At 62.8% G+C, this 11,926-nt stretch carries 12 protein-coding genes; 6 read left to right on the plus strand and 6 right to left on the minus strand.

Annotation, left to right across the window (positions count from 1 at the left end):
* Positions 1–486 (minus strand): CAP domain-containing protein, encoded by a 486-nt coding sequence (locus J3A65_RS20315; protein WP_175487290.1) that lies wholly within the window; start codon positions 484–486, stop codon positions 1–3.
* Complete coding sequence (locus tag J3A65_RS20320; protein ID WP_062453898.1) at positions 487–753, minus strand: DUF6460 domain-containing protein; 267 nt, start codon at positions 751–753, stop codon at positions 487–489.
* A gap of 231 nt (positions 754–984) precedes the next feature.
* On the opposite strand from J3A65_RS20320, the gene J3A65_RS20325 reads away from it, so the two are divergent.
* The 5 genes from J3A65_RS20325 (at position 985) to pdeM (ending at position 6,708) form a co-directional block, all read left to right on the plus strand.
* Positions 985–1,911 (plus strand): methyltransferase, encoded by a 927-nt coding sequence (locus tag J3A65_RS20325; protein WP_209903648.1) that lies wholly within the window; start codon positions 985–987, stop codon positions 1,909–1,911.
* Between the two features lie 139 nt (positions 1,912–2,050).
* The gene (locus J3A65_RS20330) at positions 2,051–2,668 is read left to right on the plus strand and encodes a YitT family protein (protein WP_062453896.1); all 618 of its coding nucleotides are present in this window, start codon (positions 2,051–2,053) and stop codon (positions 2,666–2,668) included.
* Positions 2,668–3,312 (plus strand): YitT family protein, encoded by a 645-nt coding sequence (locus J3A65_RS20335; RefSeq protein ID WP_209903083.1) that lies wholly within the window; start codon positions 2,668–2,670, stop codon positions 3,310–3,312. The genes J3A65_RS20330 and J3A65_RS20335 overlap by 1 nt, the downstream gene beginning before the upstream one ends.
* Before the next feature lie 39 nt (positions 3,313–3,351).
* Positions 3,352–5,874, plus strand: coding sequence for a ligase-associated DNA damage response DEXH box helicase (locus J3A65_RS20340; RefSeq protein WP_209903085.1), 2,523 nt, complete (start codon positions 3,352–3,354; stop codon positions 5,872–5,874).
* A 126-nt stretch (positions 5,875–6,000) separates the two neighbouring features.
* Positions 6,001–6,708 (plus strand): ligase-associated DNA damage response endonuclease PdeM, encoded by a 708-nt coding sequence (gene pdeM / locus J3A65_RS20345; RefSeq protein ID WP_245341727.1) that lies wholly within the window; start codon positions 6,001–6,003, stop codon positions 6,706–6,708.
* On the opposite strand, the gene J3A65_RS20350 is transcribed toward pdeM, so the two are convergent.
* The 3 genes from J3A65_RS20350 to J3A65_RS20360 all read right to left on the minus strand — a co-directional run bounded on the left by J3A65_RS20350 (position 6,687) and on the right by J3A65_RS20360 (position 8,936).
* Positions 6,687–7,607 carry an alpha/beta fold hydrolase gene (locus J3A65_RS20350; protein ID WP_209903089.1) on the minus strand — a complete coding sequence of 307 codons (921 nt, stop codon included), beginning with the start codon at positions 7,605–7,607 and terminating at the stop codon, positions 6,687–6,689. The genes pdeM and J3A65_RS20350 overlap by 22 nt on opposite strands.
* A gap of 82 nt (positions 7,608–7,689) precedes the next feature.
* The gene (locus J3A65_RS20355; RefSeq protein ID WP_113109449.1) at positions 7,690–8,415 is read right to left on the minus strand and encodes an anti-sigma factor; all 726 of its coding nucleotides are present in this window, start codon (positions 8,413–8,415) and stop codon (positions 7,690–7,692) included.
* Positions 8,412–8,936, minus strand: a complete 525-nt coding sequence (locus tag J3A65_RS20360; RefSeq protein WP_209903650.1) for a sigma-70 family RNA polymerase sigma factor — start codon at positions 8,934–8,936, stop codon at positions 8,412–8,414. The genes J3A65_RS20355 and J3A65_RS20360 overlap by 4 nt, the downstream gene beginning before the upstream one ends.
* Before the next feature lie 311 nt (positions 8,937–9,247).
* Between J3A65_RS20360 and J3A65_RS20365 the strand changes: the two genes are divergently transcribed.
* Positions 9,248–10,048 carry a DUF4394 domain-containing protein gene (locus J3A65_RS20365; protein ID WP_062578984.1) on the plus strand — a complete coding sequence of 267 codons (801 nt, stop codon included), beginning with the start codon at positions 9,248–9,250 and terminating at the stop codon, positions 10,046–10,048.
* Between the two features lie 60 nt (positions 10,049–10,108).
* Here the strand turns inward: J3A65_RS20365 and J3A65_RS20370 are convergent, their stop codons facing one another.
* A complete protein-coding gene (locus J3A65_RS20370) occupies positions 10,109–11,911 on the minus strand; it encodes a chloride channel protein (RefSeq protein ID WP_209903091.1) in 1,803 nt (600 codons plus the stop codon).
* Positions 11,912–11,926: the final 15 nt, after the last annotated feature.

The raw sequence follows: 11,926 nt of genomic DNA on the forward strand, positions 1-11,926 counted from the left end.
TCAGTTGGAAAGTACCATCGCCCAGTAAAGCCGTCCGTCGCTTGCGCGGGCGGCGGCAACGCCGAGGCTCTTGTAGCTGCCCAGCATGTTGCGCAGGTGTTTCGGCGAATCGATCCAGGCCTGAACAGCTTCGCCGACAGTGTGCTGTCCGGTCGCGATGTTTTCGGCGGCTGGCAGCGCCACCTCGCTCTTTCGCATCCGGTCGCCGAAATCGTCGCCGAAGCCGATCAGGTGCTTCATCTCTTTCGCCTTCGCCATTCTGACGGCCTGCCGTCCGGCTGCTTGCTGGGCCGGCCTGTCGAGGCCAAGCGGCGAAAGGCCCTGGGCCTGGCGCAGCTTGTTGACGAGCGGAAGCGCTGCTTCCGTCTCGTCGACAGAACCAGGCGTCGGCGTCATGACAGATGTGGTGGAGCAGCCGGCAAGCAGAAGGCCGGTGCCGGCGAGCACCAGAAACGTGCGGCGGGAGGGGAGAGACACCATCGACATTCAGCGGCGAATGCTCAGAAGGCGCAGCACGATGAAAACGGGCACGACGATGATCGCGCCGAGCAGAAGATAGTCTCCGACGCGTCCCAGTGCCTGGAAACCGTTGTACCAGAGGTCGAGGAAATAGTAGCGGATGGTGTCGACGATATTGTCCGGCGTGAAGCCGAAAAACGCCAGCACGAAGCCGACGATCAGGCAGACGACGATCAGCTTAATGATCGTGCGGCCGATCGAATCGCCGAGGAACCTGTTCACGCCATCCGCCATCGTCGATCGTCTCCACCGTTGGAAAATTGGTTTGGGATTGCCATAGCCTTGCGGGAACAGTCCCGCAACCTGTCACATAGGCACGCTTCACTAGCCTCTCAAATACAACTTGAGTTTTTTTGTGGCCCGGGTGACAGGAGGGGCGAGGGGAATGGCGAGATGACGCAACTCCACCGTCGCCGAAATGCCCGCCGCAACTCCCGCCGTAACTCCAGTGAAAGCCGTCACGCCATGAGCGCGATCCAGTTCTCTTCCGGTGACGTCATTGCCGACCGCCGTGCGGATTATGCCCGCATGCTGGCCGAGGGACAGGATTTCTCCGCAGCGGCGGAACTGATGGAGCAGGCACTTGAGCTCGTCCCCACCTGGGCCGCCGGATGGTTCAGGCTCGGCGAATACCGCGACAAGGCGGCACTTGCTAATGCCGCCGACGCCTATCGCCGCGCGCTCGAACTGCAGCCGGACGATATCTTCGGCGCCAGCCTGCGGCTCGCGCTGATCGGCGCCGGCGATGTCCCGGACCAGCCGCCCAGCCGCTATGTGGAGGGCCTGTTCGACGACTATGCCGACAGGTTCGATACGTCACTGGTGGAAAAGCTCAACTACTCGGTCCCGCAAAAGCTTGGCACGCTGGTTGCGCCCCATGGGCCGTTTGCGACCGTGGTCGATCTCGGCTGCGGCACCGGCCTGTTCGGCGCCGAGATCCGCGACCGGGCAGGGCGCCTCGAAGGGTTCGACCTGTCCGCCAACATGCTGGCCAAGGCTGCGGAAAAACACCTCTATGATCACTTGAGCCAATCGGACCTCAGCCTTGAGGCAGCACAGTCCGGCCTGTTCGACACGCTTCCACCCCATCGCGCCGACCTTGTTTCGGCAGCCGATGTGCTGATGTATCTCGGCTCGCTCGAAACCGTCTTTCCGCTCGTGACCGAGCTTCTGGCATCGGCCGGTCTGTTCGCCTTCTCGGTGGAAGATGCGGGCGAGGACGAGACGTTTGTGCTCAAGGATTCGCTCCGTTACGCCCACTCGGAAGTCTATATCGGAGGCCTGCTCGCGCATTACGGCTTTGATCTGATCGCCGTCGAGCGCACGACCATTCGCATGGATGCCGGCAAACCCATCCACGGCATTCTGTTTCTGTCGCAAAAGGCAGCCTGACCCTTCACTTTGTTGTTATTTCGAAAGGCCGTCGGCGCGCGCAGCGATGTCGCTTGATGAAGCTGCTATCGCGGTGCACAATCCGCCAAAAATCAAGGGGAATAGCGTGGCCGACGAACAGGTTGCAGCAAGGCGCCGTATGGGTTTCTACAGCCTTGATCCGGCACGCCACACGATGCTGGAAGATGCGCAGGGCCTGTTCATCAGTGCCATGGTCGCAGCCCTAGGTCTTTATCTCCTGAACCAGGTCGGGCTCCTCACAAGCGGCACGGCCGGCGTCGCCTTCCTGCTGCATTATGCGTTCGATATTCCCTTCGGCGTCCTGTTCTTCGTCGTCAATCTGCCGTTCTACTACCTGTCCTTCAAGCGCCTTGGCCTCGGTTTTTCAGTCAAGACCTTTATCGCGATTGCCGGCGTTTCCGTCATTGCCGAGCTGGAGAAACGCTTTCTGGTGATCCAGTATCTGGATCCGTTCTGGGCAGCGCTGCTCGGCGGCATCCTGATCGGCTTCGGCCTTTTGGGCCTTTACCGGCATCGCGCCTCGCTCGGCGGCATCGGCATTCTCGCGATCTACATCCAGGACCGTTTCAAGATCCCGGCAGGCCTCGTCCAGCTGGGTTTCGATCTCTGCGTCATGGCCGCCGCCTTTTTCGTCGTCAGCCCGATGACCGTGGTCTGGTCGCTGCTGAGCGCCGTCGTGCTCAACCTTCTCCTGACCGTCAACCATCGCTCCGACCGCTACATCGCGGTGCGCTGATGGCAAACGTGACCGACAAAAAGAGCCCCGTCGGCCTTTGGGCTTCCAGCTCGGAAAAACATTCGCTCATCGAAGATGTGCAGGCGATCCTTGCCGGCTCCATGCTGGCAGCGCTGGGCGTCGTGCTGCTGCAGGCCGCAAACCTTCTGATCGGCGGCACGGCAGGTATCGGCTTCCTGCTGCGCTACTCCGTCGATATCAGTTTTGGTGCCGCATTCTTCCTGCTCAACCTGCCCTTCTACTGGCTTGCCTACAGACGGCTCGGTCCGGTCTTCACGGTCAAGACCTTCTCCGCCGTCGCGGTCACGTCGGTGCTCACGGGCGTCCTGCCGAAGGTGATTACCATCAGCGCCATCGATCCGGTCATTGCCGCCCTGTTCGGCGGTCTCCTGATCGGATGCGGCATGCTGATCCTGTTTCGCCATCGCGCCTCGCTCGGCGGTTTTGGCATCCTCGCGCTCTACCTGCAGGACCGTGTCGGCTGGCGGGCCGGCTTCGTGCAGCTCGGGCTTGATTGCGTCGTGCTGGTCCTGTCCTTCCTCGTCGCCAGCCCCTTCGTCATCCTCTGCTCGGTCATCGCCGCGGTGACGCTGAACCTGACGCTTGCGATCAACCACCGCACCGATAGATATATCGTTCGGTAATCCTCTTCATTTTCGCAAGGTTCGTCTTACCTTAGCGAGGTGGATCTCGTCGAAAACCCAACGTCCGGCTCTGATGCTGTCGCTCTGCCCCGCCCGTTCCTCAAATGGTTCGCGGAAAAGGGCTGGTCTCCGCGCGCCCACCAGCTGGAGCTTCTGGCCCGCGCCCAGGCCGGCGAGAACATGCTGCTGATCGCGCCGACCGGTGCCGGCAAGACGCTTGCGGGCTTCATGCCGTCGCTGACCGATCTGGTCATGCGTGGCAAGATCCCGCCGGGCTCGGCGTTTACCGGTATCCACACGCTCTACATCTCGCCGCTGAAGGCGCTGACGGTCGATATCGAGCGCAACCTGATGAAGCCGGTCACCGAAATGGGGCTTGCCGTCACCGTCGAGAACCGCACCGGCGACACGCCGCAGTCGAAGCGACAGCGCCAGAAGCTCAATCCGCCCGATATTCTGCTGACCACCCCCGAACAGGTGTCACTGCTGCTCGCCAACAAGGAAGCGGAGCGTTTCTTCAAGGACCTGAAATACGTCGTCCTTGATGAGCTGCATTCTCTGGTCACCTCCAAGCGCGGCCACCTCCTGTCGCTCGCCCTCGGGCGCCTGCGCCGCCTTGCTCCCGGCATGCAGACGATCGGGCTGTCTGCCACCGTGGCCGACCCGATGGATCTCCAGCGCTGGCTGGTGCCGCAGGGCGAACATCCTGCCCCACCCGCCGGCCTCGTCCATGTGACGGGCGGCGCTGCCCCCGATATCACCATTCTCGACACCGAAAACCGCATCCCTTGGGGAGGCCATGTCTCGGCCTATGCCATCCCGGACGTCTACCGCGAGATCAAGCGCCATGCGACGACGCTGATCTTCGTCAACACCCGCTTCCAGGCGGAATTCCTGTTCCAGGCGCTGTGGACCATCAACGACGACAATCTTCCGATCGCCCTTCACCACGGCTCGCTCGACGCCAGCCAACGCCGCAAGGTGGAAGCGGCGATGTCCGAGAACAAGCTGCGTGCCGTCGTCGCCACCTCGACGCTCGACATGGGGATCGACTGGGGCGATATCGATCTCGTGCTTCATATCGGCGCACCCAAGGGGGCCTCGCGTCTTGCCCAGCGCATCGGCCGCGCCAATCACCGCATGGACGAGCCGTCGAAGGCGATCCTCGTGCCCGGTAACCGGTTCGAGGTGATGGAATGCCAGGCGGCGCTCGATGCCAATTACCTCGGCGCCCAGGATACGCCGCCGGTCGGCGAAGGTGCGCTCGATGTTCTCGCCCAGCACGTCCTCGGCATGGCCTGCGCCGAGCCGTTCGATCCGCTCGAGCTCTATGACGAGATCATCTCGGCCTCGCCCTATGCCGGCCTTTCGTGGGAAATGTTCGAACGGATCGTCGATTTCGTCGCGACCGGCGGCTATGCCCTGCGCGCCTACGAGCGTTACGCCAAGATCCGCAAGACGGAGGAGGGCCTCTGGCGGGTGTCGAATGCGCAGGTGGCGCAGCAATACCGCCTCAACCTCGGCACCATCGTCGAGGCGACCGAGCTCAGTGTCCGCCTCGTCAAGCGCAACGCCAAGGGTGCCGTCGGCCGCGGCGGCATGACGCTCGGCAAGGTGGAGGAGCAGTTCCTGGAACAGCTCGCGCCCGGCGATACGTTTCTGTTTGCCGGCAAGGTGCTGCGGTTTGAAACCATCCGCGAAAACGAATGTCTGGTGTCGAACACCTATTCTGCAGATCCCATGATCCCGACTTATGCCGGCGCAAAGTTTCCGCTCACCACCTATCTCGCCGATCAGGTGCGCGCCATGCTGGCGGATCCGGAACGCTGGAAGGTGCTTCCGGATCAGGTGCGCGACTGGCTGGCGATCCAGAAGGAACGCTCCATCCTGCCGCGCCGCGACGAGCTGCTGATCGAGACGTTTCCGCGTGGCAAACGCTTCTTCATGATCGCCTATTGCTTCGAAGGGCGGCTCGCCCACCAGACGCTCGGCATGCTTCTCACACGCCGGCTGGAGCGCACAGGCGCAAGACCGCTCGGCTTTGTCGCCACCGATTATTCTCTGGCCGTCTACGGCCTCAACGACATGGGGGGCATGATCGCCGATGGCAGCCTCAGTCTCTCCGACCTGTTCGACGAGGACATGCTGGGCGACGATCTCGAAACCTGGCTTGCGGAAAGCTATCTTCTGAAGCGGACCTTCCGCAATTGCGCCGTGATTTCCGGATTGATCGAGCGGCGTCATCCGGGCAAGGAAAAGACCGGCCGGCAGGTCACGGTCTCGACCGATCTGATCTACGACGTGCTGCGCAGCCACGAACCGGATCACGTTCTTTTGGAGGCCACACGCCGAGATGCGGCAACGGGGCTTTTGGATATTGGCCGGCTAGGAGATATGCTGGCACGAATCAAAGGGCATATCACCCACCGGGCGCTGGATCGCGTTTCGCCGCTGGCGGTGCCGATCATGCTGGAAATCGGCCGTGAAACGGTACCGGGCGAAGCGCAGGACGTGGTGTTGGCAGAGGCCGCAGACGAATTGATCGCCGAGGCGATGGGGTAGGGCTTTATTCGCCACGCATGGCCCGGATAATGCCCGGCCCGGCGGATGAATGACTTTGTTCCGCAAGACAGGAAAGACGGAAAGACATTGCTGCATCGCCTGCGCCTAGCCGCCCAATCCAGCACGATGACCCCGGCCGCAACCGGCGCGGAAGAGATCGTCGTCCATGGCGTCGCTGCCGTCTGCGATCCGCTCGGCGGCCTCTATCTGCCGGCAACCGGCATGCTCGTCGTGTCCGACCTGCATCTGGAAAAAGGTGCTGCCTTCGCGCGTCGCGGCATGATGCTGCCGCCCTACGATACGATCGCCACTCTCAACATCCTCGCCGCCGTGATTGCCCGCTACGATCCGAAAGTCGTCGTTTCGCTCGGCGATAACTTCCACGATCGCCGCGGCTCCGAATACCTGCCGGCGAACCTGCGCACGATGATCGCAGACATGGCGCGCGGTCGCGACTGGATCTGGATCAACGGCAACCACGATCCGGACGGAACCATCGATCTGCCCGGTACCTGCACCGACGAACTCGTCTATGGCGACCTCGTCTTCCGCCATGAACCGAGCCTTGCCGCAGGCCCGAACGTCATCAAGGGCGAGGTTGCAGGCCACCTCCACCCGTCCGCCACGGTCCGCCGCCGCGAAAAATCCGTCCGCCGTCCGTGCTTTGCCAGTGACGGCCACCGCCTCCTCATGCCCGCCTTCGGTGTTCTCGCCGGCGGCCTCGACCTCAATCACAAGGCGATGCACGGCATATTCGACCGCGAAACCCTGGTCGCCCACCTCCTCGGGCGCGACCGCATCTATTCCGTCCGCTACGGCAATTTGCTGGGCTGATCGCTCCAGGGATCAACCCCCTCCTTCAGCCAACGCAGTGTTTCGTTCCAGAACTCCTCCCTGTGGCGCGCGTGGAACAGGCCGAAATGCCCGATCCGTGAGTGCCCGTAGACCGCGGGCTCCAGCAGAACCTCCGTCCGTTCGGCGCCGCTATAATAGGCGAGGCTGCGGCGAATAGCTGCCACGCTGCCGATGTCGTCGTCCGCAACGGCAATGGCCAGGATGGGTGCCGTGACCGCCGCAAACCGGCGCAGAACCTCGTCGCGCTCGCCGACCGGATGGGTCATCTCCATCCGGGCCCCGCGAAAGCTCCACTGGTTGGCAACGCCCGCCGGCAGGTCTTCGAGCCAGCCGAGCCGCTTGCCCGGGAAATAGCCGAATGCGGCGGTAAGCACCGGCATCACTACATGCCACTTGAAAAACAGCCGGGCGCGGTGCCCCGGCGCATAATCGCGCCAGTAGGCGTATTGCGCGCCCACCGTCAGCATCCGGTCGATCCGTGCCCCGTTCGGAGATAGGCCGGGCAGATAGCCGCCGATACTGTGGCCAACCACCTGCAGGGGTTGATCCGGCCGCCTGTCGTGCATGAACCGAAGCGCTGCGTCGAAATCCTGCTCGCCCCAGTCCCGCCAGCGATAGCCGCAGCCCTTAAGGCTCGCCGGTCGCGACAGTCCGATGCCGCGATAATCGTAAGTCAGCACATCGAAGCCGTGCCTCGTTAGAAACTCTGCATAATAGTGATAGTAGCGGGCAAGGACGCCGGTTGCCGGGTTGATGACGACACTGGCAAGCGGCGGCCCCGATGCCGGCCAGATGTGACCGCCGAGCACCACCCCGTCCTGGCAGGTGATCGTCACCGGTTCACCTGTCGGACGTGGTGTGTCCTGCGTCAGCGTCATCCCATTCTCCCTTCGGCGAAGGGAGAATACAGCCCGGTTTTTGGTGCGCAATTGGCCGAAAGGCCAAGGCGGTTGCGCGCCTCTACCGCGCCAGTTTCGCGAACCCCTTGGCAAGGATCGGCCCTGTCGGCCGTCCGGTTGGTGAACCACCCGCCTGTTCCAGCGTGATCTCGTAGAGCTGCGTTTCCTGTGGTCGCGGAAGAGTGGAGCCGCTGAGCTTAGCCGAGTGCGACTGCTCAAGCAGACCCAGCGACATCGGGCCCATCTCGCGGGACGGCAGGGTCCAGACCTGCATCGTCTTGTCTTGCGGCACCGCAAAATCGTTGAGCAGTTTCACGCTTGCCGTGTCGTTGCCGAAGTCTTCGACCACGGCCTGGATTTCGCCGGCCTCGTTGAGGAGCACAGCCACCACCAACGGCTCGTTTACCCGGGTGACGCTCCAGACCAGACCACCGGCAAGGATCAGCGACGCCGCGATTGCGGAGATGGCGGTTGCCCGCCAGCCGGAGCGGCTGTTGTCGTTGCCCGCGAGAGGCAGTCTCGGCGAAACCGAAGCGAGAGACGGGGCAGCGGCGCCCGGTTGCTCCGGCAGACGGGAAGAGATCGCGTCCCACAGCGCCGAGGATACCGGAGCCGGCTCGACGCTGGTGTCGAGCGGCAGGAACCGCTCGCGTGCCCTGGCGACTGCTTCGGCAAGGCCGCCGTCGCGCTCGATGGCGGCTTCGACCTCGGCAGCCTCAGCCGCATCGAGAAGACCCAGAACATAGTCGTCGGCGATGGCCGGAAAGTCTCGTTCCTCGATCCTCATGCCATGCACTCCCGCAGCGAGGAAAGTCCGCGCCGGATCCACGATTTTGCCGTTCCAAGCGGAAGCTTGAGGCGTCCGGCGATTTCGCCATGCGTGTAGCCGCCGACATAGGCCATCAGGATGCCGCGTCGCTTGATCTCGTCGAGGGAACCGAGGCACTCGTGCAGACGGCTGTTGCGGTCGAGCTTGTGGAAGGAGGCCATGATCTGGTCCAACTGCTCGCCGTCCTGCAGCGTCTCCAGCCGGTCTTCGCCAACCAGATCCTCGCGCTTGCCGTCGCGCAGCAGATTGAGCGCGCGGTTGCGCACGATCGCGTAGATCCAGCCGCGCGCCGATCCGCGCTCGGGCGAATATTGATGCGCATGCGTCCAGATGCGGATGAAGGCTTCCTGCACCACTTCTTCCGCCAGTTCCCGCCGCCGCACGATCCGCTGCGCAACAGCCACCAGCCGGCCGGCTTCATCGTCGAAGATGCGGCGCAAGCCCTGACGGTCTCCCGCAGCGCAGGCGGCAAGCGCCATCTCGAGATCGTGTGTTTGGTCAGTCACCAGGGCCAAGCCGCTCTCTCCCCATGCGCGTTCGCAGGAACGCGAATATTGTCTCTGTGCTGTTGCCACGGCGGGCATGGGCTCGTCCAGTCTCGAAAGGTTTACCGGCTGCAAAGTCGCCTTCGAACTTAAGGACACGCCAAACCGGAAAATGGATGCAGCGAAAAAATATTTTCGTCTGCTGCATCCAAACGTATCCTCCCGTGTGTCTCCCTTCTGAGAGCATCGGAAAGGCCATGCGCCGACATGCTCTCGTCAAAGGTTTCAACGGGAGAACAGACACCATGAAGACCCTTCGCCACGCTCTGATCGCATCCTCGATCCTCGCAGCTTCAGCCGTCACGGGCGCAGTTGCCGCCTCCGCCGCCCCGGTCCTCGGTCTCACCGGCGACAAGACGCTGGTGATGTTCGACACGGCAAAGCCTGAAGTCACCAAGACGATGGAAGTCACCGGCGTCACCAAGCTGGTTGGCATTGATTTCCGCCCGGGCAACAAGACCGTGATCGGCGTCACGCCGGAACACGCGATCGTCTCGATCAATCTCGAAACCGGTGCCGCCACCGAAGTCGCCAAGATGGACAAGATGCTGACCATGTCGGACGCTCCGGTCGTGGTCGATTTCAACCCGATGGCGGACCGCCTGCGCTTCATGACCGGCACCACCAACCACCGCGTCCATCCGGATACGGGCGCCGTCACGGTCGATGGGACGCTCGCCTTCGAAGAGGGCGACATGCACAAGGGCGAAGCCCCGAACATCGTCGCCGCGGCCTATACCAATTCGATCGGCAAGCCCGAGAAGACCGCGATGTACAACATCGATGCCACGATCGGCGCACTGATCCAGCAGACCAAGCCGAACGACGGTACCCTGAAGGCAATCGGCAAGCTCGGTCTCAAGGACAAGCCTGCGACCTACGCCTTCGATATCCAGGGTGAGGACGGCGGCAAGAACACCGCCTATCTCGCAGCCGGAAAGATGCTCTACACGGTCAACCTGGAAACGGGCGCTGCGACCGAAGTCGGTACAATCTCCGGCGTCGAGACCGATGTACGTGACATCGCGGTTCTACCTGCTATGTAATGCCACCGGCGGGGCGGGCCACAGCGGTTCCGCCCCGTCGACTCAAACGATGCGTGCCGCCTAGATCTCGCCCGAGATCTCCCGACGCCGTCGGTCCAGCTCTTCCGTATAGCGCCGCAGCGTATGACTTTCCGAAAGCTGGCCGATCACCTTGCGCTCGATCTGGTTGTTGACCACGGCCAGCGCTTCCGTCTCCGTCTTGTCGAACATCGCCGCTGCCTGCTTGGCATTCATGCTGCGCAGGAGAACGTCGTTCTTGAAGCGGATGAAATCGGCAAGCTGCGGCTTTTCCTCGCCGCCTTCGGTCGCCGCCGAATAGATTTCCGGCGTCAGCACCATGCCGATATATTTTTCGTCTTCGCCGACCATGATCACGCGCTGGGTTGATCCAAGCGGAAACTCCTTGCGAAAGTCCTCGAGCGTCATGGATGCCGGTGCCGTCTTCACGTCGGCGCGCATCAGCTTGTCGACGGTAAGGTTGCGGATCCACCCGACGTCATGGGCGCTGCGGATGCTTTCGCCGCGAAGGTGAAAACGCCAGGTCGCAAACGAGTAGCCGAATGTGGTGCGCACCACGACGGACGAGGTGATGACCGCGGCAAGCGCCAGCGCCGTGATCGGAAAGTCACCGGTCACTTCGAGCGCCAGGAAGGTCATGGTCAGCGGTCCGCCGATCACGGCAACGGCCATCGCGCTCATTCCGACCACGGCATAGATGACTGGCGTCAGCGTCGCATTGGCGAAGATGTAGGGTGTCGAATAGGCAAACAGCTTGCCGATCAGCGCACCGAGAAACAGCGAGGCAAAGAACAAGCCGCCACGGAAACCGGCGCCGATGGTAATGGCCGAAGCGACGGATTTCAGCAGAAGCAGGCCCAGCACCGCGCCAATCGCCATATTCTGGTTGAGGCTGGCATGCAGCGCGCCGTGACCGGCCGAAAGCACCTGCGTATCGATCAGCGCCAGCAGGCCCACCGCAAGTCCTCCGATCGCCGGCCGGAAGGCGGACGAGATGGAACTGGCGCGCGCCAGTTCCTCGACCTTGGTCACACCCTGCATGAGCAGGATGCCGCCGCCCGCACAGACGATGCCCAGCACCACCGCCGGCAGGTAATCGGCGGGCACGACGGTACCGATCTTGCCGATATCGATCATGAAGGCGTCGCCGACGAAAAGCCGGGTGACGAAGGTTGCCGCAAGCGCTGCGACGACGACGGGCGCGAGGCTCACGATCGTGTAGGTGCCGATGATCAGCTCGAACGCGTAGAAGGCGCCGGTCAGCGGCGCGTTGAAGGCGGATGCGATGGCACCGGCAGCACCACAGCCGACCAGCACGCGCAGATCCGTTCGGCGCAACTGCACCAATGACCCGATCTTCGACGCAATGCCGGAGGACAGCTGCGTATAGCCGGCCTCAAGCCCGATCGAGGTGCCGAAGCCGTTGGAGATCAGGTTCTGCACCGCGACGATGATGCTGTCGGTCAGTGACAGGCGACCGCCATGCAGCGCATTGGCCTCAATCGGGTCGACCATCGGCTTTTTACGCCACTTGCGCAGGATCAGGTACAGCAGGCCCATCACGACACCGCCGGCAACCGGCGCCAAAAGCACCGTCGTCGGCTCGAGAAAAGCCGCCGAACTTAAGCGCTCGGTGCTGCCGATCTTGAAGATCAGGACATGCAGCGCGTGCGAGATAAAACTCATCGCGGCGACCGCGAGGCCGGCGAGAACCCCGACAACGCCTGCGATCAGGATCAGGCCGAATTCGCTGCGCCTGATGACTGCGCGCAGTTCGGACGGCCGAAGCAGCGGACGGAGGAGGGACAGGGAAGCCAAAAGGCGTGCGGCGGTCCGGCGGAACATGCTGACGCTTTGCAT

Origin of the sequence: Rhizobium sp. PvP014 (genome assembly GCF_017876855.1) — a bacterium.
Classification (GTDB): Bacteria; Pseudomonadota; Alphaproteobacteria; order Rhizobiales; family Rhizobiaceae; genus Neorhizobium; species Neorhizobium soli.